This is a genomic window from Streptomyces sp. NPDC059477 (genome assembly GCF_042749375.1).
Taxonomy (GTDB): domain Bacteria; phylum Actinomycetota; class Actinomycetes; order Streptomycetales; family Streptomycetaceae; genus Streptomyces.
This window is the reverse complement of record NZ_JBHYUG010000001.1, coordinates 17,212-39,977: the sequence shown is the minus strand read 5'-3', so window position 1 is coordinate 39,977 and position 22,766 is coordinate 17,212. Positions and strand designations below refer to the sequence as shown.

23 protein-coding genes and 1 pseudogene are annotated in these 22,766 nt (G+C 72.8%); 9 read left to right on the top strand and 15 right to left on the bottom strand.

Annotated elements, in window-relative coordinates; translation table 11 throughout:
- Window positions 1-116 precede the first annotated feature (116 nt).
- Window positions 117-941, top strand: a complete 825-nt coding sequence (gene modB / locus ACFXAZ_RS00190; RefSeq protein WP_384582610.1) for a molybdate ABC transporter permease subunit — start codon at window positions 117-119, stop codon at window positions 939-941.
- Window positions 942-960: 19 nt separating this feature from the next.
- Window positions 961-2,055, top strand: a complete 1,095-nt coding sequence (locus ACFXAZ_RS00185) for an ABC transporter ATP-binding protein (RefSeq protein ID WP_384582607.1) — start codon at window positions 961-963, stop codon at window positions 2,053-2,055.
- 9 nt (window positions 2,056-2,064) lie between these two features.
- On the opposite strand, the gene ACFXAZ_RS00180 is transcribed toward ACFXAZ_RS00185, so the two are convergent.
- The 6 genes and pseudogenes from ACFXAZ_RS00180 to ACFXAZ_RS00155 all read right to left on the bottom strand — a co-directional run bounded on the left by ACFXAZ_RS00180 (window position 2,065) and on the right by ACFXAZ_RS00155 (window position 6,061).
- Window positions 2,065-2,571 carry a hypothetical protein gene (locus ACFXAZ_RS00180; RefSeq protein ID WP_384582604.1) on the bottom strand — a complete coding sequence of 169 codons (507 nt, stop codon included), beginning with the start codon at window positions 2,569-2,571 and terminating at the stop codon, window positions 2,065-2,067.
- Between the two features lie 154 nt (window positions 2,572-2,725).
- Window positions 2,726-3,217 carry an RNA polymerase sigma factor gene (locus ACFXAZ_RS00175; protein ID WP_384582601.1) on the bottom strand — a complete coding sequence of 164 codons (492 nt, stop codon included), beginning with the start codon at window positions 3,215-3,217 and terminating at the stop codon, window positions 2,726-2,728.
- A 104-nt stretch (window positions 3,218-3,321) separates the two neighbouring features.
- Complete coding sequence (locus tag ACFXAZ_RS00170) at window positions 3,322-3,936, bottom strand: class F sortase (RefSeq protein WP_384582598.1); 615 nt, start codon at window positions 3,934-3,936, stop codon at window positions 3,322-3,324.
- Window positions 3,936-4,250, bottom strand: a pseudogene (locus ACFXAZ_RS00165) (sortase-dependent protein); the annotation flags it as partial. The pseudogene ACFXAZ_RS00165 and the gene ACFXAZ_RS00170, both read right to left, overlap by 1 nt.
- A gap of 199 nt (window positions 4,251-4,449) precedes the next feature.
- Window positions 4,450-5,154, bottom strand: coding sequence for a sigma-70 family RNA polymerase sigma factor (locus tag ACFXAZ_RS00160; RefSeq protein WP_384582596.1), 705 nt, complete (start codon window positions 5,152-5,154; stop codon window positions 4,450-4,452).
- Window positions 5,155-5,359: 205 nt separating this feature from the next.
- Complete coding sequence (locus ACFXAZ_RS00155) at window positions 5,360-6,061, bottom strand: hypothetical protein (protein ID WP_384582594.1); 702 nt, start codon at window positions 6,059-6,061, stop codon at window positions 5,360-5,362.
- Window positions 6,062-6,423: 362 nt separating this feature from the next.
- Here ACFXAZ_RS00155 and ACFXAZ_RS00150 point away from each other — a divergent pair, with 362 nt between their 5' ends.
- Complete coding sequence (locus ACFXAZ_RS00150; protein WP_384582592.1) at window positions 6,424-6,894, top strand: hypothetical protein; 471 nt, start codon at window positions 6,424-6,426, stop codon at window positions 6,892-6,894.
- Between the two features lie 48 nt (window positions 6,895-6,942).
- Here the strand turns inward: ACFXAZ_RS00150 and ACFXAZ_RS00145 are convergent, their stop codons facing one another.
- The 5 genes from ACFXAZ_RS00145 to ACFXAZ_RS00125 all read right to left on the bottom strand — a co-directional run bounded on the left by ACFXAZ_RS00145 (window position 6,943) and on the right by ACFXAZ_RS00125 (window position 11,988).
- A complete protein-coding gene (locus ACFXAZ_RS00145) occupies window positions 6,943-8,379 on the bottom strand; it encodes an ATP-binding protein (protein ID WP_384582589.1) in 1,437 nt (478 codons plus the stop codon).
- On the bottom strand, window positions 8,380-9,297 hold the full coding sequence (locus tag ACFXAZ_RS00140; protein ID WP_384582586.1) for a response regulator transcription factor: 918 nt from the start codon (window positions 9,295-9,297) through the stop codon (window positions 8,380-8,382).
- A gap of 184 nt (window positions 9,298-9,481) precedes the next feature.
- Window positions 9,482-10,150, bottom strand: a complete 669-nt coding sequence (locus ACFXAZ_RS00135) for an FMN reductase (protein ID WP_384582583.1) — start codon at window positions 10,148-10,150, stop codon at window positions 9,482-9,484.
- Window positions 10,147-11,286 carry an LLM class flavin-dependent oxidoreductase gene (locus ACFXAZ_RS00130; RefSeq protein WP_384582580.1) on the bottom strand — a complete coding sequence of 380 codons (1,140 nt, stop codon included), beginning with the start codon at window positions 11,284-11,286 and terminating at the stop codon, window positions 10,147-10,149. The genes ACFXAZ_RS00135 and ACFXAZ_RS00130 overlap by 4 nt, the downstream gene beginning before the upstream one ends.
- 66 nt (window positions 11,287-11,352) lie before the next feature.
- The gene (locus ACFXAZ_RS00125; protein WP_384582576.1) at window positions 11,353-11,988 is read right to left on the bottom strand and encodes a TIGR03086 family metal-binding protein; all 636 of its coding nucleotides are present in this window, start codon (window positions 11,986-11,988) and stop codon (window positions 11,353-11,355) included.
- 91 nt (window positions 11,989-12,079) lie between these two features.
- Between ACFXAZ_RS00125 and ACFXAZ_RS00120 the strand changes: the two genes are divergently transcribed.
- Window positions 12,080-12,967: a DUF6597 domain-containing transcriptional factor gene (locus tag ACFXAZ_RS00120; protein ID WP_384582573.1), complete on the top strand. Its 888-nt coding sequence runs from the start codon at window positions 12,080-12,082 to the stop codon at window positions 12,965-12,967.
- Window positions 12,968-13,027: 60 nt separating this feature from the next.
- On the opposite strand, the gene ACFXAZ_RS00115 is transcribed toward ACFXAZ_RS00120, so the two are convergent.
- Entirely contained in the window at window positions 13,028-13,918 is an 891-nt protein-coding gene (locus ACFXAZ_RS00115) for an NADP-dependent oxidoreductase (RefSeq protein ID WP_384582570.1), read from the bottom strand.
- Window positions 13,919-13,997: 79 nt separating this feature from the next.
- The gene (locus tag ACFXAZ_RS00110; RefSeq protein ID WP_384582567.1) at window positions 13,998-14,501 is read right to left on the bottom strand and encodes a hypothetical protein; all 504 of its coding nucleotides are present in this window, start codon (window positions 14,499-14,501) and stop codon (window positions 13,998-14,000) included.
- A gap of 135 nt (window positions 14,502-14,636) precedes the next feature.
- Between ACFXAZ_RS00110 and ACFXAZ_RS00105 the strand changes: the two genes are divergently transcribed.
- Complete coding sequence (locus ACFXAZ_RS00105; protein ID WP_384582564.1) at window positions 14,637-14,975, top strand: YnfA family protein; 339 nt, start codon at window positions 14,637-14,639, stop codon at window positions 14,973-14,975.
- Window positions 14,976-15,140: 165 nt separating this feature from the next.
- Window positions 15,141-15,899, top strand: coding sequence for an SDR family NAD(P)-dependent oxidoreductase (locus ACFXAZ_RS00100; protein ID WP_384582561.1), 759 nt, complete (start codon window positions 15,141-15,143; stop codon window positions 15,897-15,899).
- Between the two features lie 51 nt (window positions 15,900-15,950).
- Here the strand turns inward: ACFXAZ_RS00100 and ACFXAZ_RS00095 are convergent, their stop codons facing one another.
- The gene (locus ACFXAZ_RS00095) at window positions 15,951-17,144 is read right to left on the bottom strand and encodes an RtcB family protein (protein ID WP_384582558.1); all 1,194 of its coding nucleotides are present in this window, start codon (window positions 17,142-17,144) and stop codon (window positions 15,951-15,953) included.
- Window positions 17,145-17,359: 215 nt separating this feature from the next.
- On the opposite strand from ACFXAZ_RS00095, the gene ACFXAZ_RS00090 reads away from it, so the two are divergent.
- The 3 genes from ACFXAZ_RS00090 to ACFXAZ_RS00080 all read left to right on the top strand — a co-directional run bounded on the left by ACFXAZ_RS00090 (window position 17,360) and on the right by ACFXAZ_RS00080 (window position 20,681).
- Window positions 17,360-18,208, top strand: coding sequence for a DUF3558 domain-containing protein (locus ACFXAZ_RS00090; protein ID WP_384582555.1), 849 nt, complete (start codon window positions 17,360-17,362; stop codon window positions 18,206-18,208).
- A gap of 143 nt (window positions 18,209-18,351) precedes the next feature.
- Window positions 18,352-19,194 (top strand): DUF3558 family protein, encoded by an 843-nt coding sequence (locus ACFXAZ_RS00085; RefSeq protein ID WP_384582552.1) that lies wholly within the window; start codon window positions 18,352-18,354, stop codon window positions 19,192-19,194.
- A gap of 110 nt (window positions 19,195-19,304) precedes the next feature.
- On the top strand, window positions 19,305-20,681 hold the full coding sequence (locus ACFXAZ_RS00080) for a DUF2637 domain-containing protein (RefSeq protein WP_384582549.1): 1,377 nt from the start codon (window positions 19,305-19,307) through the stop codon (window positions 20,679-20,681).
- Between the two features lie 86 nt (window positions 20,682-20,767).
- Here ACFXAZ_RS00080 and lysS read toward each other — a convergent pair whose 3' ends face one another.
- Complete coding sequence (lysS, locus tag ACFXAZ_RS00075; RefSeq protein WP_384582546.1) at window positions 20,768-22,519, bottom strand: lysine--tRNA ligase; 1,752 nt, start codon at window positions 22,517-22,519, stop codon at window positions 20,768-20,770.
- Between the last annotated feature and the right edge of the window lie 247 nt (window positions 22,520-22,766).

The following is a 22,766-nucleotide window of genomic DNA, read 5'->3' as shown; positions in this document are numbered from 1 at the left end:
CTGCGCACTCCAAGACCCCCCGCCCCGCCCCCCCCCCCCCCCGGGGGCCCCCCCCCGCCCCCCCCGCGCCCCCCCCCCCCCCCCCCCGCCCCGCCCCCCCCCCCCCCCCCCGCCGCGTGCGCGGGCCGCGGTTCCCCCGCCGCCGTACGCCGCTCCGCCCCGGCCGCGGGGCCCCGCTGCCGCTGCTGCTGCCCGCGCTGGTCGCCCTGGTGTTCCTGGTGCTGCCGCTGCTCGCGCTGCTGATCCGCGCCCCCTGGCGGGACATGCCGGAACTGCTGAGCAGTACGGAGGTGTGGCAGGCGCTCCAGCTGTCGCTGATCTGCGCGACCCTGGCGACGCTGGTGTGCCTGGTGTTCGGGGTGCCGCTGGCCTGGCTGCTGGCCCGGGTCGAGTTCCCCGGCCGGGGTCTGGTCCGGGCCCTGGTGACGCTGCCGCTGGTGCTGCCGCCGGTCGTCGGCGGTGTCGCCCTGCTGATGGCGCTGGGGCGCAACGGGGTCGTCGGCCGCCATCTGGACGAGTGGTTCGGGCTGACCCTGCCGTTCACCACCACGGGCGTGGTGATCGCGGAGGCGTTCGTGGCGATGCCGTTCCTGGTCATCAGCGTGGAGGGCACGCTGCGCGCGGCCGACCAGCGCTACGAGGAGGCGGCCACGACCCTGGGCGCGTCCCGCTTCACGGCGTTCCGCCGGGTCACGCTGCCGCTGATCGCCCCCGGCATCGCGGCCGGCGCGGTGCTCGCGTGGGCGCGTGCGCTGGGCGAGTTCGGCGCGACCATCACCTTCGCCGGGAACTTCCCCGGCCGTACCCAGACCATGCCCCTGGCCGTCTACCTCGCCCTCCAGAACGACCCGCAGGCGGCCATCGCCCTCAGTCTGGTCCTGCTGGCCGTGTCCATCGCGGTCCTGGCCGGGCTCCGCGACCGCTGGATGGCCCCCTCATGACCGACCGGACGGCCCTCTCATGACCGACACCCCTCCCGGCCGGGACTCCGGCGCCGGACTCGACGCCCGGCTGGTGGTCGAGCGCGGCGCCTTCCGGCTGGACGTGACGCTGACGGCGGCACCCGGCGATGTGGTCGCGCTGCTCGGCCCGAACGGCGCGGGCAAGACCACCGCCCTGCGCGCGCTGGCCGGGCTGGTCCCGCTCAGCGGCGGCCATCTGCGCCTGGACGGCCGGGAACTGGACCGTACGCCGCCGGAGTCCCGCCCGGTCGGCGTGGTCTTCCAGGACTATCTCCTGTTCCCGCATCTCTCCGCGCTGGACAACGTGGCCTTCGGCCCGCGCTGCCACGGCGTCGGCAAGGCGGAGGCCCGCGCGCGGGCGGCCGAGCTGCTGCGCCGGATGGACCTCGCCGACCACACCGGCAAGAAGCCGCGCAAGCTGTCGGGCGGTCAGGCCCAGCGGGTCGCGCTGGCCCGCGCCCTGGCCACCCAGCCCCGGCTGCTGCTCCTGGACGAGCCCCTCGCCGCCCTGGACGCCCGCACCCGTCTCGACGTCCGCGCCCAGCTCCGGGGCCATCTCGCCGACTTCGAGGCGGTCGCCGTACTCGTCACCCACGATCCGCTGGACGCGATGGTCCTCGCCGACCATCTCATCGTGATCGAGGACGGCGGGATCGTGCAGCAGGGCGCCCCCCGCGACATCGCCCGCCACCCGCGCACGGACTACATCGCCCATCTGGTGGGCCTCAACCTGTACCGGGGCCGGGCACAGGGCCACACGGTACGGGTGGACGGCGGCGGCGACGGGCACGGCACCGCGGCTGCCGACATCGTCACCACCGAGGACCTCACCGGCCCGGTCTTCGTCGCCTTCCCGCCCACCGCCGTCACCCTGCACCGGGACCGCCCGACCGGCGCGAGCGCGCGCAATCTCTGGCACTGCGAGGTGACGGGGATGGAGACCCACGGCGACCAGTTCCGGGCGGCGCTGACCGGGGACCTGTCCCTGCTGGCCGATCTGACGACGGTCTCTGCGGCGGAGCTGGACCTGCGGCCGGGGGTACGGGTGTGGGCGTCGGTGAAGGCGGCCCAGACCCACGCGTACCCGGCGTGAGGCCGGTCGTCACCCGGGCGACGGGGTGCCCAGGCCGGGGACGGAGCTGGGGCCGGCCCGGTCCGCCGCCGGGGAGGTGGACATCTCGGTCGGCGTCGGATTCGGCATCGGGGTGGAGGTCGAGGGCCCCGGGGTGACCATGTCGGAGGGATCGGAGGGAGGGGCGCCGGAAGGTGCCGGGGACGGCGGGGCGGAGGCGGAAGGGGAGGGCATCGGCGTGGAGGTGCCGGGCGTGGGCCCGGGCGGCGCCAGCGGCACGGTCGGCTGCCGGGGGGTGTCGGGGATCGTCCGCTGGTAGACCGGCAGGGCGATCAGGGCGGCGACGGCACAGGCCAGCCCGGCACCGGCGGCGACCCGCAGCATCCGGCGGCGCGCGGCGCCGCGACGGATGGTCTCGTAACGGCCCGGCGGCGGGGCGAGACGATCACCGGCGGCGGGCCGCAGAATCACGGCGAGCGGATCGTCGTCCGACGCCCCGTCCCCCTGCGGGTCCCCCCCGAACAGACCACCCCGCACGAACCGCCCCTCCCCGAACGGAACATCGTCCCCGAAACGATCACCCGCCCCGAGACGAAAGCCGTCCCCGGACCGACCGACGTCACCGGACCCATGGTGGTCACCGGACCCATGGTGGTCACCGGACCCGCCACCCCCCGGCTCCGGTTCCCCGTCAAAGCGTGTGGTCAAGGCTTCTCCTCAGGTGGACGCGGAGCAGTTCGCGGGCCGCGTGCAGATCGGCCTTGACGGTCCCTTCCTTGCGCCCGGTCAGCGCGGACACCTCACGGATCGGCATGTCAGCGTAGTAGTGCAGCAGGATCGGCACCCGCAGTCGCTCCGGCAGGGACTGCACGAGCAGCCGTACGGACGGGTCGGCCGGTTCGGCGTGCGGACGGACCGCCGCCTCCTGGGTGACCTGGCGGACGGCCCGGCGCTCGCGCTCCGTCTTGCGCCAGTGGTCCCGGACGATGTTCGCGGCGGTGACATAGAGGAAGCCGCGCGGCTCCTCGACCTTGGTCCAGCGCGCCCACAGCCGGGTGAACGCCTCCGACGCGATCTCGTGCGCCGTCTCGTCGTCGTCGACCAGCCGACGGCACCAGCCGGCCAGCCTCGGATAGAGGACGGCGAACAGCTCGGACGCCGCGCTGTCACGGGACCGTTTCAACGTTCTCCAAGGTCGTGGGGGGTCTGTCTCCGCGGACGAAGAGCCCGGACCGGCCCCGCGCGTTCCCGCGCACGGAGCCGGTCCGGGCCGCGTACCGGTGCGGCTCACGGCGTCCCGGCGCTGGGCCCGGCGAAGACGATCACGTTGTCGCGGTACTCGTTGTCGCCGGTACGGGGCCCACCGCAGGTGATGAGCCGCAGTTCGGGCCGGTCCACATCGCCGTACACCTCGTCGGTCGGGAAGTCGTCCTTGCGGACCGTGCGCAGGGAGGTGACGGCGAACTCGGTCCCGGTGCCGTCCCCCAGCCGTGCCTCGATCCGGTCGCCGCGGCGCAGCCGGCCGAGGTCGCGGAAGACACCGTCGCCGAACTCACCGACGGTGACATGGCCGAGCAGGACGCAGGGTCCGAGCTGACCCGGCGCCGGGGAGTGCTCGTACCAGCCGGCCCGGTCGTGCTCGGTGACCGGCGGCACCTCCACGGTCCCGTCGGGCTCCAGCCCCAGCCGGATGACGGGGGTGTCGACCTCGATCGCCGGGATGCGCAGCCGGACGGGGGCCGCGCCGCCCTGGGCAGCGGACGCGGCGCTGCCCCCGGCCGCGTTCTCGGTCTCCTTGTCCGTCTGCTGCCGCTGCCCGCCGCCCCCGCACCCGGAGAGGAGCGTGGCCGTCGTGGCGCCGGCCGCGAGGGCGAACGCGCGCCGGGAGAGCCGCGAGGTCATGCCCCGGAGCCCGGACCGCCCACGGGCAGCACCCCGGTGTCGGGGGCACCACTGGGCACGACCTGGACCTGACCCGGCTCCGCACTCGGCGCCGGGGCGTCGCTGGGCGTGGCGGTCGGCGCCTCGGTGGGGGTGGCGGAGACGCTGGGCTCGGCACTGGGGGCATCGCTCGGGGCGTCGCTCGGGGCGTCACTCGGCGGGACCGAGACGGACGGGGTGGGGGCCGGGGTCGGGTCGGTGGCGAAGGCGGGGGCGGCGCCCATGAAAACGGCGGTGCACAGGAGTGCCACGGCACTGAGGACGGTTCGGCGCATCGGTTCGCTCTCTTTCGTCGGGCCGCCCCCGGTGGTGTGGATGACTGAGACCGGGGGCGGCCGATGTGACGGATCGAGCGGAGAGACGAACCGGGGACGGGCAGCGTTGTAAAGAGATGGCAAAGGCGAGGTCGGGGAGGGGCGGGAGCGGCACCGGCCGGGATGTGGATGCCCCCGTACCGGTGCGCTCCCCTCGCGGTCAGGCCGCCGTGAGCACCAGCGGCGGCACGACGCCCTCCGCCTCCGGCGCGGCGACCGGCTCGGCGCCGGGCCCGGCAACCGCCTCTCCCGCCGCCCCCGCGCGCCCCTCGCATCCCTCACGTCCCTCCGCCTGCTCCAGCAGGGCCGTCAGAGTGGCCCGGGCGCGGGCGACCCGGGAGCGGACGGTGCCGACGGGGCAGCCACTGACCTCGGCGGCCTCCGCGTAGGGCAGTCCGAGGAGTTGGGTGAGGACGAACGCCTCGCGGCGCTCGTCCGGCAGCGCGGCCAGCAGATCCAGCAGCGCTATGCCGTCGTCGAAGCCGGGCAGTCCGCGCGGCTGGGCGCGTTCGATGGCGAGCTGCCAGTCGGCGGTGTCCGACGGCCGGGGCCGGGCGGCGGCGTACCGGTAGCTGTCGATGACGGCCCGCCGGGCGATGGACAGCAGCCAGGCGCGGGCCGAGGAACGCCCCTCGAACCGGTGCAGACTGCCGAGGGCCCGCAGAAAGGTGTCCTGGGCGAGATCGTCCACGGCCTGGGGATCGGCGCAGAGGTGGGCGACGTAACGCAGCACATCGCGGTGGAGCGCGCGCACGAACCGTTCGACGGCGAGGGCGTCGCCGCCCCGGGCGGCGAGGGCGAGGGCCGTCGTCACGTCGTCGAACTGCGCGGATCTGCCACGGGGGACCTCGATGGGGGTGATCACCTGTCGTTTCCTTCTCGGGTATGCCGGACGCCGGGCCGCGGGCGCGCGAGAACGCGGGCGGTCCGGTGTCACGTGGTGAGCGGGAAGGGCCGTACGCCACGGCAGGGACGGAAGGAAGAGAGAAAGAAGGAAGCAGCGACCAACGCGGGCGTACGACCATGACCCGGGCGGCGGTCAGCCGTGGCCCCGGGCGAACCGACTGTCGTCAGGCGACAGCGGTCCCCGCGGGCGGTCCCCGAGAGGTGATCGAGTGGACGAGGAGCAGCGAGCGCGGTGCGCGGCCGGAGTCATCGCGGCGCGGCCGGAGGGAGGGCGGCTCGGCCGTGACCGGCAGCGGCCCGAACAGCAGCCGCAGGGGCGCGGCGAGCCATCCGGCGACGGTACGCAGGATGCGGAAGACGGCCCGCTCCCCGAACGCCAGCCACACCCCGCTGAGCAGGGCGGCGAGCAGGTGGGCGGCGTACATCCCGAGCGAGGAGGAGCCGTCGTCGGAGTGCCCCAGGTGCGCGAGATGACCGAGGGCGCCCATCGCGTCCATGGCGCCGTTCGAGGCCGTCGAGCCGGCCGTGTCCATCGACCCCATGCCCCCCATGGACACGTGCCCTATATGGCTCATGTCCATGGCCTCGGCTCCGGAGGCCCCACCCCCCACGGCGGACTGCGCCAGCGAGAAGCCGGTGTGCAGCAGGGTCTGGGTGACGACCGCGACGCTCACGACCAGGGCGAGGCCCCGCTCACGCCCGGCGAGGCACCATCCGATGCCGCCGGTCGCCCCCAGGGCGAGGGCGAGTGTCCAGCCGGGCACCTGGGTGCCGGACATCATCACGTGGCCCAGGGCGGCGAGCAGCACACAGACGGCCGCGAACAACGCGGCCCGTACCGTGCGAGAACACCACCCTGCGACCATGGCGCCTCATCCTCGCATCCGCGTCCGGGCATCCGCTCCGAGGTCCTGTGCCTGAGTACGGGCGGCACCCCGCCCGGCGCTCAGTTCCACGCACGTGATCCACAACACGTCTGCCCACTGGGGCGGTCGCGGAATCCCTCACGGCGCAGAAAGGTCTAGACCGATGGGAGATTCTCGACGCCGGACGCCGCACTCCGCAAGGGCCGGTCACCGTCGGATGGGCCGGACGGCACCGGGTGGCGGACGGTGTCGTAGCCTCCCCGGGCCTCCGCTCGTTGGCCATGCGGCGCGGGGCGCTCCGACGGAACGAGCCATCCGGCCCCGCCAGTTGTCCGACGGTCCGGCTGGTCGAGAGGCGCGGAATGAGCGAGATGGACGTACGCACGGCAACAGCGGCAACGACGATTCACCCTGCGGGGCCGACGACCTACCGCACCCCGGCCACCCGGCTGCGGCCCAACGGCTACGCCCTGCTGCACGGGCATCCGGCCCGGATCTCGACGGTCTCCATCGACCGGGAGGCCGTCCGCCTCACCGGCGTCTGCATCTTCACCCACACCCCGTACGAGGCCACTTACCGCCCGGACGCGTCCGTGGAGGTGCCGGTCGTCACCCGCACCCAGTACCTCCTGCGGGACATCACCGACGGGCGGCTGTCGCTGCTGGTGGAGACCACGGGCGAGGCCAAGGAGGACATCCCGCTGCCGGACGGCCCGCTGGGCACGGAGATCACCGACGCCTTCGCGGCGGGCGGCCCGCTGTACGTGACGCTGACGGCGGCCATGGGGCAGGAGGGGGTGTCGGGCTACCGGGCACAGGGACCGGTCTCGTAGTCCCGGCCCACGGACCCGTCGTAGAACACCCCTGTCCGACGCCTGGCGTCACTCCTCCTCCCCGTCCCCGCCCTCCTCCCCCAGCCCCCCGCTCACCGTGAACCCGATGACCGACCCCCCGCCCTCCCGCCGATGGGCGAACGGCGCGCCCCCGTGCGCCAGCGCCACCTCCCGCACGATCGACAGGCCAAGGCCCGACCCCGGCAGGGCGCGGGCGTCGGCGGCGCGGAAGAAGCGGTCGAAGATCCGCAGGAGGTCGGCGTCCGCGACGCCCGGCCCCCGGTCCAGCACCTCCACCTGCACGGTGCCGGGCCGCGCGGGACCGGCGACGACGATCTCGATCGGCATGCTCCCGCCCCGGTCGAACTTGGCCGCGTTCTCGACCAGGTTCGTCAGCGCCCGGGTCAGCATCTGCGGCCGTCCCAGGGCCGACGTGTCGCCGCTGGCCCGCACCACGATCGGCCGCCCGGTGCGCCGCCGGGTCGCCCCCGCCACGTCCTCCGCGAGTTCGGCGAGGTCGACGCGTTGCGGCGGCTCGGTGTCGGACTGCCCGGCGGCGAGGTCCACCAGCTCGTTCACCAGGTCGGTCAGCTCCCGTGCCTCGTCACCGAGATCGGTCACCAGCTCCTCCCGGGCGCCGGGCGGCAGCTCGTCGATCCGGCGGAGCAGGGAGATATTGGTACGGAGCGAGGTGAGCGGGGTGCGCAGTTCGTGCCCGGCGTCCTGCACCAGCCGCCGCTGATCGTCCTCCGACTGGGCGAGCCGGCCCAGCATCCGGTCGAAGGCCCGGCCCAGCCGTCCCACCTCGTCGCTCCCGGCCACGGGTACGTCGATGCCGAGCCGCCGGGTGCGGGCGACCGCCTCGGCGGCGGAGGTGAGCATCACCAGGCGGCGGGTGATCCGCCGGGCCAGCCACCAGCCGAACAGCCCGGCGGCGGTCACCACCGCCAGCATCAGCAGCAGGGTCCGCTGCTGGAGGTTGCGCAGCAGATCCTCGGTGTCGCTGAACTCCTGCGCCACCTGCACCGCGCCCCGCCCGTCGCCCAGCGCGACGGTGGCTATCCGGTACACATCGCCACCGACGTCGATGTCCTTGTGCACGACGAGCCGCCCGGCGTCCGCCGCCCCCGCGATCTCCCGGTCCGCGCCGGTCACCGGCAGCCCGGGGCTGCCCTTGTCGACGACGCCGCCGTCCGGCCCCAGCACCTGCACATCCGTACGGGCCGGGCGCACCAGATCATGACCGGGCGCCGAGGAGGAGAAGTCCAGCGGGGTCATCCGCTGCTCGCGCACCTCGCCCTGGAGGTCGCTGACCACCTCGTCGAAGATGGACTGCTTGTCGACCCGCAGCAGGCCCGCGGCGGAGCTGTAGGACAGGAACCCGACCAGGACCGTGACGGCGGCGGCCACCAGCGCGAACGACACCGCGAACGTGGTCCGCAACGACAGCAGCCGGGTCAGCCGCCCGGGGCGGCCGAGGCACACTCAGTCCTCCCGGAGCACGTAGCCCACCCCACGGACCGTGTGGATCAGCTGTGGGGCGCCCGGCTCATCGAGCTTGCGGCGCAGATAGCCGACGTAGACGGCGAGATTCTTGGAGCCGGGTCCGAAGTCGTAGCCCCAGATACGGTCGTAGATCGTGGTGTGGTCGAGGACGATCCCCTCGTTGCGGACCAGCAGTTCCAGCAGCTCGAACTCGGTCCGGGTCAGTTCCAGCTCCCGCTGCCCGCGCCACACCCGGCGCGCCTCGGGGTCCATCCGCAGCCCGGCGGCCGTGAGCTGCCGGGCGGCGATGGCGGAGAAGCGGTCGGCTCCGCCGGGGGCGGCGGCTCCAGCGGGTACGCCAGGCGCGGCGGGTACACCGGGTGCGGCGGGTACGGAGGCCGCCGCGGGACCGGCGGTCCCCTCCGGACCGACGGCCGCCACGGCCCCGGGCCCGGCACCGGCACCGGCCGCGCCCTCCGCGCCACCACCACCGCCACTGCCACCACCGCCACTGCCACCACCGCCGCCCCACTCCCCATTGCCCTCACCCCCGCTGGTCCGCCGCAACAGCGCCCGCAGCCGCGCGAAGACCTCCTCGACGTCGAACGGCTTGACCACGTAGTCGTCCGCGCCCGCGTCCAGGCCCGCGATCCGGTCCTGGGTCTCCACCAGCGCGGTCAGCATCAGGATCGGCGTCCGGTCGCCCTCGGCGCGCAGCACCCGGCAGACCTGGAGGCCGTCGATGCCGGGCATCATCACGTCCAGCACCAGGACGTCCGGCGGGGTGCGATGGGCGCTGGCCAGCGCCTCCACCCCGTCGGCGACCGCGGTGACCCGGTAGCCCTCCAGGGTGAGGGCACGCTCCAGGGCATGTCGGATTGCACGGTCGTCCTCGGCGAGAAGCACAGTGGGAGCCACGGACCCAGTGTGACAAAACCCCGAGGGCGCACACCTTGTCATGCGCCCGCGGGGTTGCCTTCTTACTCGCCTCTCACCCGGTCACGAACACCGACGTCACCGGTCACCGGTCACCGGTCACCCGGTCACCGGCCACCGGCCACCGGCCACCGGCCACCGGCCACCGACCCCGGCATCCCTGGCCTCACCCCTCCCCCAGCGCCGCAAGCCGCTGCTCGAAGGGGATCACCTCGAACGCCGCGTCCGTCAGCGCCGCCGGACTCCGCTCGGGCGAGCGCCCGCTCACCGACGGCCGCCCCGACCCCGTGGCCGTGCCCGCGGCTCGCGCCGACAGGCCCGCCATGAGCGCGGCCAGTTCCGCGCCGCCCCGCTCGATCCGCTCGTCCAGCCCTTCCGCGCCCCAGTCCTCCGAGGCCGCGTAGACCCCGGTCGGCAGGACCACGGCCCGCAGATACGAGAACAACGGCCGCAGCGCGTGATCCAGCACCAGCGAGTGCCGGGCCGTACCACCGGTCGCGGCGATCAGCACCGGCTTCCCGTCCAGCGCGTCCTTGTCCAGCACGTCGAAGAACGACTTGAACAGCCCGCTGTACGACGCGGTGAACACCGGCGTGACCACGATCAGCCCGTCCGCGCCCGTCACGGCGTCCAGCGCCTCGGCCAGTTTCCGGCCGGGGAACCCGCTGGTGAAGTTGTGCGCTATCTCGACGGCCAGCTCCCGCAGCTCCACCACCCGCACGTCCACCGGGGCGGCGGGCGCGGCGGCCTTCACGACCGCCGCCGCCAGCCGGTCCGCCAGCAGCCGCGTGGACGACGGAACGCTCAGCCCCGCCGACACGACGACGAGCCTCATACGGCGCTCACCTCCTTCTCGGTCCCGTCCTTCTCGGTCCCGTCGGCGTCGGCGGCCCGCTCGGCCTTCGCCGCCGCCACCAGTGACGGGTGCGTGGGCGCTTCCGGCGCCTGCGCCGAGCGGCCCGCCGCGAACTCCTTGCGCAGCACCGGCACGACCTCCTCGCCGAGCAGGTCGAGCTGCTCCAGGACGGTCTTCAGCGGCAGCCCGGCGTGGTCCAGCAGGAACAGCTGGCGCTGGTAGTCACCCGCGTACTCGCGGAAGCCCAGCGTCTTCTCGATCACCTGCTGCGGCGAGCCCACGGTCAGCGGGGTCTGCTCGGTGAAGTCCTCCAGGGAGGGCCCGTGCCCGTAGACCGGCGCGTTGTCGAAGTACGGCCGGAACTCGCGCACCGCGTCCTGCGACCGGGCCCGCATGAAGACCTGTCCGCCGAGCCCGACGATCGCCTGCTCCGGCGTCCCGTGCCCGTAGTGCGCGTAGCGCCTGCGATACAGCTCGACCATCCGCTTGGTGTGGTCGGCCGGCCAGAAGATGTTGTTGTGGAAGAAGCCGTCGCCGTAGTAGGCGGCCTGCTCGGCGATCTCCGGCGAGCGGATCGAGCCGTGCCAGACGAACGGCGGTACGTCGTCCAGGGGCCGCGGGGTGGATGTGAAGCCCTGGAGCGGCGTACGGAACTTGCCCTCCCAGTCGACGACGTCCTCGCGCCACAGCCTGCGCAGCAGGGCGTAGTTCTCGACGGCGAGGTTGATGCCCTGCCGGATGTCCTGCCCGAACCAGGGGTAGACCGGTCCGGTGTTGCCGCGGCCCATCATCAGGTCGACGCGCCCGTCGGCCAGGTGCTGGAGCATCGCGTAGTCCTCGGCGATCTTCACCGGGTCGTTGGTGGTGATCAGCGTGGTGGACGTGGACAGGATCAGCCGCTCGGTGCGGGCGGCGATGTAGCCGAGCATGGTCGTCGGCGAGGACGGCACGAAGGGCGGGTTGTGGTGCTCGCCGGTCGCGAACACGTCCAGGCCCACTTCCTCGGCCTTGAGCGCGATGGCGACCATGGCCTTGATCCGCTCGCGCTCGGTCGGCGTCCGTCCCGTGGTCGGGTCCGGGGTGACATCCCCGACGCTGAAGATCCCGAACTGCATGGTCGCTCACACCCTCCAGGTTGTTTACAGTTCAACTATACCCAGAGAACCACGACCCCATGTCGGCTATTCCCGGCCACCGAGCCCCGGCCGCCAGTACGGATCCCGTCCCGTCCGCCCCAGCAGCCGCTCGAAGGCCGTGGCGTCCTCGCCCACCTCCACCGGCTCCCCGAACACCCCCGAGGCCCGCGCGGTCGGCGCCAGCCCCGCCACCGTCACGGTGAGCTGCGCCACGACCGGCGCCAGCTCCTCGTCCACCGGGTAGTCCCCGCCCGTGGCCCGCGCCAGATCCCACATGTGCACGGTCAGATCCAGCAGCGCCATCGACCCCACGACCCGCGCGGGCATCTCCCAGGCCCCCGCCGTGCCCTCCTCCGCGCCCGGCGCCGCCCAGGCCGCCACCAGCCGGTCCGTCTCCGTCACGAACCGCTCCCGCCACCCCGGTTCCCCACCGACCAGATCGGGCACCGCCCCGGAGAAGTCCGCCGCCCCCTTCGCCGCCAGCTCCTGGAACTCCACCACCACCTGGAAAACATGGTTGACCAGCGCCTTCACGTCGTACTGGGCACAGGGCGTGGGCGCGTCGAGCACCGCGTCGGGCAGCCCCCGCACCACCGGTACGGCCCGCGCCCGCGCCCTGCCCAGCAGTTCCCCGATGCCGTACGCACCCACCGCACCCGCGTTCACACTCTCGCTGTCCATGCCCCGACGGTAGGAACCGCACCCGCCCCCGGCTTGAAGAAACGCGACGGGCAACGGCATACGCGAGCGGACCGGCCGTACGATCCGGGACATGGCCGCCGCACCCCGCCGCCGCGACACCCGCGGGATCGTCGACCCGGCCGGGCTGCTGACCCGCGTACGGTTCCGCCGCCACCTGCCCGCGCCCGAGCTGCGCCGCTATGTGGAGCGGTACTGGCTGATCGACTGGGACCTGCCCGAGCCCTACGCCACGCACATCGTCCCGCACCCGTCGGTCAACCTGACCTTCCAGTGGGACGAGGCCGAGGGCCCGCCCCACGCCGAGCTGACCGGCATCCCGACCGGCCTCTACACCCGCAAACTGACCGGCCGGGGCCGGGTGTGCGGGGTGAAGTTCCGCCCCGGCGGCTTCCGCCCGTACGCCCCGGGCACCCCGGCGACCCACTGGACGGGAAAGGTGCTCCCGGCGGAGTCGGTCTTCCCGGCGGCGAACGGGACCATGGCCCGCACGCTGACGACTCCAGAGGCTCCCGAGGCCGCCCCCGATACCGCTGGCCCCACCGACCCCACCGCCCGCCTCGCCGCCCTGGACGCCTTCCTCCTCGGCGCCTTGGACGCCTTCCTCGTCGCCCTCGCCCCCGAGCCCGACCCCCAGGCCGACCTCGCCGCGGACCTGGTCCGGCGCGTCCGCGCCGACCGCACGGTCCGCCGGGTGACCGACCTCGCCGACCTGGCGGATCTGTCCGTACGGGCCCTGCAACGCCTCTTCTCGGCGTACGTGGGCGTCGCCCCCAAGTGGGTGATCCTCCGCTACCGCATCCACGACGCCCTGGAGCTGGCCGGAACCCGCCGGAACGTCGACTGGGCCACCCTGGCGGCCGACCTCGGCTACGCCGACCAGGCCCACCTGGTGCGGGACTTCACCGGCACGGTCGGGGTGACCCCGACGGCATACGCGGCGAACGCGGGGCCGGAGTAGAGCGAGGGCGGCCCCGCGCCCCGCCGTGGGCCCACGGTGTGCGTCCCCCGCCCGCTCCCCTCAGGGCACCAGCACGATCCGCCCCCGTACCCCGCCCTCCGCCAGCCGCTCATGCGCCTTCGCGGCGTCGGCCAGGGGGTAGGTCTCGGCGACCCGCAGGGTCAGCGCCCCGTCGTCCGTCAGCCGTACCAGTTCCGCCAGCTGTGCCGCGTCGGTGGCCACGGCGACGGCGGTGGTCCGTACCCCGCGTTCGGGCTCCGGCTCGCTGCCGGGCAGGACCCCGACGTACACACCGCCGTCCCGGACCCGCTCCATCGCCGCCCCGCCGAGAGCGGCGGCGTCCAGCACGGCGTCGTAGGAGCCCTCGCCGCCGGTCGTGAAACCGGACGCGCCCAGCGCGCGCACCAGGTCCTCGTCGGCCGGGCGGGCCCACCCGGTCACCGGTGTCCCGCGCTGGGCGGCGAGCTGCACGGCGTATCCGCCGACCGCTCCCGCGGCCCCGGTCACCAGCAGCGAGCCCGACCATCCGGGCCCCAGCAGATCCAGGGCCTCGGCCGCCGTCAGGGCGTTCAGCGGCAGCGTGGCCGCGTGCACGGCGTCCACCCCGGCGGGCGCCTTCGCGACCTCGTCGGCATCCACGACGACGTACTCCGCGTGCGTCCCCAGCGGCTTGACCGACCCGGTGTGCAGGGCCACGACCTGTTCCCCCGGCCGCCACTCGGCGCCCGCGCCGACGGCGTCCACCGTCCCGGCCGCGTCCCAGCCGAACCCGGTCGTCGCGCCGCCGCTCGGGCCGCCGAAGGCACCGGCCCGCACCGCGGCGTCCACCGGGTTGAGCGCGGCGGCGCCGACCTTGATCCGCACCTGCCCGTCCCCCGGCTCGGGCACGGGCGTCTCCACGACCTTGATCGCCTCGGGCCCGCCGAACTCCGTCACCACAACAGCACGCATGCCACTCAGCTCCTCGTAGTCCTGTAGTAGACGTCCTGGACGTCAGGAGCGGCAGGTGTCCCCGGTGCCGGGAGCGACGTCAGAAGTAATAGGTGTCGCCGGTGTCGAGCACCAGCACCCGCTGCCGGTCGTTGTCCCGGTTCCGGTCCACCGCCCCGCCGCCCCAGACCGTGTCGAACTCCATCAGCACCTCGGTCGGCGCCTCCCGCAGCCACACCCGCAGCCCGACCGCCTGGCCCACATCACCGGCGGCGAGCGCCCCGGTACGGCACAGCAGCACCCGCTCCCCCGAACGGGCACACCCGGCGGGCAGCTCCTGCCGGTCGGCGAGCGGCGCGGACCAGGTCAGCCGGACGGTCGCGTCGGACACATCGGCGGGCCCGTGATTACGCGGGACGAACCGCACATCGACCCGGCCCGCGCTCATCAGGGCCGCCCCGTGATAGGCGAGATCGGCCTCGGCCTGCCCGGCGTCGGCGGCCACACCGGGCGAGGCGCCCTGCACGACCACCCCGGCCGCGACGAGCCCCGCCACCAGCCCGCCCCGCACCCACTGCACCACCACGCGGAACCACCCACTCACCCGATCGGCACCACAAAACGACGATACCGGTACATATCCCACGCAGCGCGCCCGGCCAGTCGCCGTCCAACAGGTGATCCCGCGCCCCCACCCACCCCTCGTCACCACGTCACGCCCCCATGGGAGGCTGCCCCCATGCTCGTCCTGCGTTCAGCCGCCCTGTTCGTCGTGGCCGCCCTCTTCGAGATCGGGGGCGCCTGGCTGGTCTGGCAGGGGTACCGCGAACAACGCGGCTGGCTCTGGGTCACCGGCGGGGTCCTGGCCCTGGGCGCCTACGGTTTCGTCGCCACCTTCCAGCCCGACGCCCACTTCGGCCGCATCCTGGCGGCGTACGGCGGCATCTTCGTCGCCGGTTCGATCGCCTGGGGCGCCGTGGCGGACGGCTACCGCCCCGACCGCTGGGACCTCACGGGCGCGGCGATCTGCCTGGTGGGCATGGCCGTCATCATGTGGGCGCCGCGCAACGGAGGCTGAGGAACGCCAACGGAGGCCGAGGGAGTCCAACGGAGGCCGAGGGAGCCTGACGGAGGCCGAGGGGACGCTGACGGGACCGCCCCATCCCCTTCTCCCTCCTCTCCCCCTCACCCTTCCTATCCTTGGCCAGAACCGCACACGCACCGCCTTCCTCCAGGAGCACCTATGTCCCCCTCCCGCATCGCGATCGTGACCGGCGCCAGCAGCGGAATCGGCGCGGCGACGGCCCGTCAACTGGCGGCGGCCGGCTACCGCGTGGTCCTCACGGCCCGCCGCAAGGACCGCATCGAGGCTCTGGCGGAGGAGATCACGGCAGCCGGCGGCGAAGCCACCTCCTACCCGCTGGACGTCACCGACCGCGCGGCCGTGGACGAGTTCGCGACCGCGTTCAAGGCCATCGCCGTCCTGGTGAACAACGCGGGCGGCGCGCTGGGCCTGGACCCGGTGGAGAGCGGCGACCCGGCCGACTGGCGCCAGATGTACGAGACGAACGTCCTGGGCACCCTCCATCTCACCCAGGCCCTGCTCCCCCGGCTGGAGGCGAGCGGCGACGGCACGGTGGTCGTGCTCACCTCCACGGCCGGCCACGGCACCTACGAGGGCGGCGCGGGCTACGCCGCCGCCAAGCACGGCGCCCATGTCCTCGCCGAGACCCTGCGCCTGGAGATCGTCGGCCGCCCGGTCCGGGTCATCGAGATCGCGCCCGGCCTGGTCAAGACGGACGAGTTCGCCCTGACCCGCTTCGGCGGCGACAGCGAGCGCGCCGCCAAGGTCTACGAGGGCGTGGCCGAGCCCCTGACGGCCGACGACGTGGCCGAGACCATCACCTGGGCGGTCACCCGCCCCAGCCACGTGAACATCGACCTGCTGGTGGTCCGCCCCAGGGCCCAGGCCTCGAACACGAAGCTGTACCGGGAGTCCTGAGCACACACGGGGGACCACCGGCCAGCCCGCGCACGGTCGGCGGTCCCCCGATCAGCCCTTCACACAGACGACCTGCTTCAGCTTCGCCACGACCTGCACCAGATCCCGCTGCTGGTCGATGACCTGCTCGATCGGCTTGTAGGCGGACGGGATCTCATCCACGACACCGGAGTCCTTACGGCACTCCACGCCCCGCGTCTGGTCCTCCAGATCCCGCGTCGTGAACTGCCGCTTGGCTGCGCTGCGGCTCATCCGGCGCCCGGCGCCGTGCGAGGCCGAGTTGAAGGACTTCTCGTTGCCGAGGCCCTTCACGATGTACGACCCCGTGCCCATGGAGCCCGGGATGATCCCGAACTCGCCGGACCCGGCCCGGATCGCGCCCTTGCGGGTCACCAGCATGTCCATGCCCTCGTACCGCTCCTCCGCCACGTAGTTGTGGTGGCAGGAGATCTCCGGCTCGAAGAGCGGCTTGGCCTTCTTGAACTCCTTGCGGATCACGTCCTTGAGGAGCGCCATCATGATCGTGCGGTTGTACCTGGCGTACTCCTGCGCCCAGAACAGGTCGTTGCGGTAGGCCCCCATCTGCGGGGTGTCCGCGACGAACACCGCGAGGTCACGGTCGACGAGGCCCTGGTTGTGCGGGAGGCCCCGGGCCACGCCGATGTGGTGCTCGGCGAGTTCCTTGCCGATGTTCCGGGACCCGGAGTGCAGCATCAGCCACACGGAATCGACCGAGTCTATGCATATTTCGATGAAATGATTTCCTGATCCGAGCGTTCCCATCTGCTTCTCGGCCCGTTCGTGACGGAATTTGACCGCTTCGGCCACATCATCGAACCGCCCCCAGAAGTCCGCCCACCCCCCGGCCCCGAACCCGTGCAACCGCCCCGGATCCACGGCCCGCTCATGCATCCCCCGCCCCACGGGAATCGCCTGCTCGACCTTCGACCGCAGCCGCGACAGATCACCGGGCAGGTCATTGGCCGTCAGGGAGGTCTTCACGGCGGACATCCCGCACCCGATGTCGACCCCCACCGCCGCCGGGCACACCGCACCCTGCATCGCGATCACGGACCCGACCGTCGCACCCTTGCCGTAGTGCACGTCCGGCATCACCGCGAGGCCCTTGATCCAGGGCAGCGTCGCGACATTCTGGAGCTGCTGCATCGCACCGCCCTCAACAGACCCAGGGTCGGCCCACATCCGGATGGGAACCTTCGCCCCCGGCACCTCTACATACGACACTTCATCCCCCAACCCCCGAAAAACCACAAAAGACTCAGATCGCAAAACCGGCGCCAAGGTCTAGGAAAGGGACAACGGACCGGCGTTCACGGCTCGGCGTGCGATACACATTGTCCCCAGTGACCACCCCCGCGCAGCAAGCGAATAACCAGCGGGGACACTGGAGTCCCGCCCCGTCACCCCCCTGTACCGCCCCCGTCGAGAGGAGCCTGACCGTGCAGCGGAAGGCGTACGTACCCGGCGTCGCCGCACTCCTCGCGGCCCTGCTGGCCGGCTGCACCAGCGGCTCCGGCGACACCGGCGCGTCCGACAACGCCAACCCCGGCGAGCCCGGCACGGCCACCGCCGCCGCCGAGCCCGGCCGCTACCGCACCCTGCCCGAACCCTGCGGCGTGGTCGGCGACGACACCCTCGACTCCCTGCTGCCCGGCCTCCAGGAGGTCACCGACGAGCAGCAGCGCGAGCAGGCGTACGAGGGCGAGGCGACCCTGACGTACGACACGGACCGCAAGGTCGGCTGCCGCTGGAAGGTCGAGTCGGCCACCGCGACGGACCATCTCCTGGTCGATTTCGAGCGCGTGGTGTCGTACGACTCCACGGTCAGCGACGCCACTCAGGCCGAGCAGCTCTTCGCGGCCAAGCAACTGGCCGCCGACCTCCCCGAACCGTCGAGCGCCCCCCCGCCCTCCCCGTCGAACAGCTCCCCGTCCCCCTCCTCGACCCCCTCCCCCTCTTCCACGGCCGCCACGGCCGCCACGGCCGCCGCATCCGCCACGTCCTCCCCGTCGGACAGCTCCCCCTCCCCTTCCTCCTCGCCCACGGACCTCCAGCCCCGCACGCTCGACGACCTCGGGGACGAGGCGTTCGTCGACGACGCGCTCAGCGACTCCGGTTCGACGGGCGAGCAGCGCAAGGTGACTGTGGCGTTCCGCACGTCGAACGTGATCGTGACGATCGAGTACGAGGAGCAGCCGACCACCGTCGGGACGGTCCCCGACAGCGAGGAAATGCAGGACAAGGCCCGGAATCTCGCCTCGCAGCTGGCGGATTCCCTGTCCGGCTGACGACATGTGACGCGTTCCACACCCATGCCCGCGACGCGCCCGAACCCGGTTCACACCGGTTCTTCACCGCGTACCGTGGCCCCTCGGACCCCGATCCGATGGCAGGAAGCACAAGCGTCATGAGTGAAGGAACCACGCAGCCCATGCAGCGACGAGCACAGCGAGCCGACCGGAGCCAGAAGCGGGCCGGGCGGGTGACCAGGGTCCTGTTCGGGGCGGCGGCCGTACCCGTGATGCTGCTGGCGGCGGCCTGCTCCGGCGGCTCCGACGACGGCGGCGACGACGCGCAGAAGCCGTCCGGGAGCGCGTCCCCCTCCGCGAGCCCGTCCCCGACCGTGGAGCCGGCGGCGTACGGCCAACTGCCCGAGTCCTGTGCCGTACTGACGGAGAAGACCCTCGAAGACCTGGTGCCGGAGGGCGGCAAGGGCAAGGAGGGCTCGTCCAGCGACATCACGACCCGGGCCAGCTGCTCCTGGAGCAGCCTCGACAACAACGGCGTCGAAGGCTCCCAGTTCCGCTGGCTGAACGTCTCGCTGCTGCGCTTCGAGTCGGACATCACGCGCGGCGCGGGCGATGAACTCGCGCGGGAGTACTTCGAGCAGCAGGTCGCGGACGCCCAGTCGGTCCAGGGCGCGAAGAGCGTGAAGGCGGAGCCGCTCACCGGCACCGGCGAGCAGGCGACGGCCGTGCGCTACGACCTGAAGAAGGAGGAGGGCGACTTCAAGCAGCAGACGGTGGTCGCCCGCATCGAGAACGTGGTCGTCACGCTCGACTACAACGGCGCCGGTCTCGCGGGCGACAAGACCCCCGACGCCGACGAGCTGCTGAAGGACGCGAAGGCGGCGGCGAAGGAGGCGGTGACATCGGTGACGAAGGCGAACGCCGAGGGCACCGACCCGTCCGGCTCGGCCTCCAACTCCCCCTCAGAGAAGTCCCCTTCCTCCGCTTCCTCCCCTTCCTCCACCTCATCTTCCTCCCAGACCTGACGCCGGAGTAGTCCCGGAGTAGTCACGGACCGGAGACCGGCACCCCGTCCTTCGCTCACATGTGCCACTCTGTTGCCCGCGCAACGACAAGCAGTGGGAGGGGAGTACGGGTGGCCGCGCCACTTCAGCTGACACGGACGCACCGCGTTCTCATAGGCGTGGTCGTCTTCGGTGCCGTGATCATCGCGGGCATCGGCTTCGCGGGTTCCTACGCGGCGGTCCGTGAACTGGCCCTCGACAAGGGCTTCGGGAACTTCAGTTACGTCTTCCCGATCGGCATCGACGCGGGCATCTGCGTCCTGCTGGCCCTGGATCTGCTCCTGACCTGGATCCGCATCCCGTTCCCCCTGCTGCGCCAGACGGCGTGGCTGCTGACGGCGGCGACGATCGCCTTCAACGGCGCGGCGGCCTGGCCGGACCCGCTGGGCGTGGGCATGCACGGCGTGATCCCGATCCTGTTCGTGGTGTCGGTGGAGGCCGCCCGGCACGCGATCGGCCGGATCGCGGACATCACGGCCGACAAGCACATGGAGGGCGTCCGCCTCACCCGCTGGCTGCTCTCCCCGATCCCCACGTTCCTGCTCTGGCGCCGTATGAAGCTGTGGGAGCTGCGCCGCTACGACCAGGTGATCAAGCTGGAGCAGGAACGCCTGGTCTACCAGGCCCGCCTCCGCTCCCGCTACGGCCGGGCCTGGCGCCGCAAGGCCCCGGTGGAATCCCTGATGCCGCTGCGCCTCGCCAAGTACGGCGTCCCCCTGGCGGACACGGCCCCAGCGGGCCTGGCGGCAGCAGGAATAGAACCGGCACTGATCCCCCCCGCCCCCGACATGGCTGCGGGCAGTCGTGCCGCCGGGGCGGCGCCCGTCCCACAGCGGGCGGCACCTCCCAGCGAGCAGCGCCACGAACTCCCCAGCGCCCCGGACCCCGCCGCACACGCCCAGCTGCCCAGCCCCCCGGACCCCGCCCCGCACACCCGGCTCCCCGCCACCCCGGGCACGGCCCCGCACCCCCAACCCCCGGACGGCCCGGACGCCCCGGACCCCCACAACCCCTGGTTCGTCGCCCCCAAACAGGTCGACTACAACGGTTCGTACGACCCCACGTACAACCCCGTCGAGCAGTACGCCGAGTGGTACGAGGAACAGCAGCGCTACGAGGAGCAGGCGGCCCGCTTCGAGGAACCCCCGCTGGACCCCCCGCCCTCCCCGGAGGACACCGGCACCTTCCCCATCCCGGTGAGCCCCGGCCGTACCCGCGAACTGGGCGAGGGCGGCGGCACCGCACCCGCCGAGCCCACGGAGGACGACCTCTACCTGATCTTCAAGCAGTCGATCAGCAACGGCAGCGGCTACCCCACCCCCCGCGAGTTCAGCAGCGACGTGGAGACGACCTCCGGCGTCCCCCTCCTGGACGCGGACGCCAAACGCATGGTCCTGCGCTTCCAGAAACGCCACATGGCGGAACTGGAGGACGAGCACATCGCGTAGTGCCCCTCGGCACTTCCCGACCTCCCGGTACGACGAAGGGAGCGCCCGGCACACACCGGACGCCCCCTCGTCACAACCGCCGGACGCTACTCCTGCTCCCCGAGCAGCGCGCGCACCCGCTCCTGCCCGACCGCCAGCAGCAGCGTCGGCAGCCGGGGACCGGTGTCGCGGCCGACGAGCAGGTGGTAGAGCAGGGCGAAGAACGATCGCTGGGCGGTCTTGATCTCGGCCGGGAGTTCCTTGGGCGTGGCGTCGGCGGAGAATCCGGCCTGGACCTTCGGGACGCCGTAGACGAGATGGGTCAGCCCGTCGAGCGACCAGTGACCGGCGAGCCCGTCGAGCAGCAGCCGCAGGGATTCCCGGCCCCGGTCGTCGAGGGACTTCAGCAGTTCGCTGTCGGGCTCTTCGCGCACGATGGTCCGCTGGTCGGCGGGGACCTGCGTGTTGATCCACGCCTCGGCCTTGTCGAAGCGCGGCCGGACCTCGTCCAGCGAGCCCAGCGGCTGCTCGGGGTCCAGCTCGGACAGGATGCGCAGGGTTTGGTCCGCGTGCCCGGCGGTGATGTCGGCGACGGACGCGAGCGTCCGGTACGGCATCGGGCGCGGGGTGCGCGGCAGATCACCGGCGGCGGTGCCCACGGCCCGCGCGTGCCCGGTGGCGTCGCCCGGCAGGGCGGAACCGTCGGCGACCTTGGCGTCGAGCTTGTCCCACTCGTCGTACAGCCGCTGGATCTCCTGGTCGAAGGCGATCTTGAAGGACTGGTTGGGGCGGCGGCGGGCGTACAGCCAGCGCAGCAGCTGCGGTTCCATGATCTTCAGCGCGTCGGCGGGCGTGGGCACGCCGCCGCGTGAGGACGACATCTTGGCCATGCCGGAGATCCCGACGAAGGCGTACATCGGCCCGATGGGCTGCTCGCCGCCGAAGATCCCGACGATCTGCCCGCCGACCTGGAAGCTGGAGCCGGGTGAGGAGTGGTCGACGCCGCTGGGCTCGAAGACGACGCCCTCGTAGGCCCAGCGCATCGGCCAGTCGACCTTCCAGACCAGCTTGCCGCGGTTGAACTCGCTGAGCCGGACGGTCTCCGCGAAGCCGCACGCCCCGCAGGAGTACGTCAGCTCGGTGCTGGCGTCGTCGTAGGAGGTGACGGTCGTCAGGTCCTTGCCGCAGTTGCCGCAGTACGGCTTGTACGGGAAGTACCCGGCGGAGCCGGAGGAGCCGTCGTCCTCGGCCGCGGCGCCCGATCCCTCGGCGGCCTCCACCTCGGCCTCGTCCAGCGGCTTCTGCGACTGCTGCTTCTTGGCGGCCTTGGGCTTGGTCCGGTACTGGTCGAGGATGGCGTCGATGTCCGCGCGGTGCCGCATCGCGTGCAGGATCTGCTCGCGGTAGACCCCCGAGGTGTACTGCGCCGTCTGGCTGATGCCGTCGAACTCCACGCCCATCTCGGCGAGCGAGTCGACCATGGCCGCCTTGAAGTGCTCGGACCAGTTCGGATACGGGGACCCGTTCGGCGCGGGCACCGAGGTCAGCGGCTTGCCGATGTGCTCGGCCCAGCTCTCGTCCACCCCGGCGACCCCGGCGGGCACCTTGCGGTACCGGTCGTAGTCGTCCCAGGAGATCAGATGGCGGACCTGATACCCCCGCCGCCGCAGCTCGTCCGCCACCAGGTGCGGCGTCATGACCTCCCGCAGATTCCCCAGGTGGATGGGCCCGGAGGGCGACAGCCCCGACGCGACGACAACGGGTTTGCCAGGGGCCCGACGTTCCGATTCCTCGATGACGTCATCCGCGAACCGGGAGACCCAGTCGCCGGTCTCGATGCTCTGCCCCACGATCGGCACGCCCTTCTTCTACTCCAGAGGAGGCCGGGTACGGTCACCGGCCGACCCCCCATTCTCCCAGCAACGCCCCGAACGACGAAAACGCCTTTCCAGAGCACCCTGGGGTAGGCGGCGCAGCCGCCACTCTCCCCAGGGGCGGGGGGGGGGGGTGGGCGGGCCACCCCCCCCCCCCCCCCCCCCCCGCCGGGCGCGAGCGCTCACACACCCCCCCCCCCCCCCCCCCACACACACAGACCCCCCCCACCCC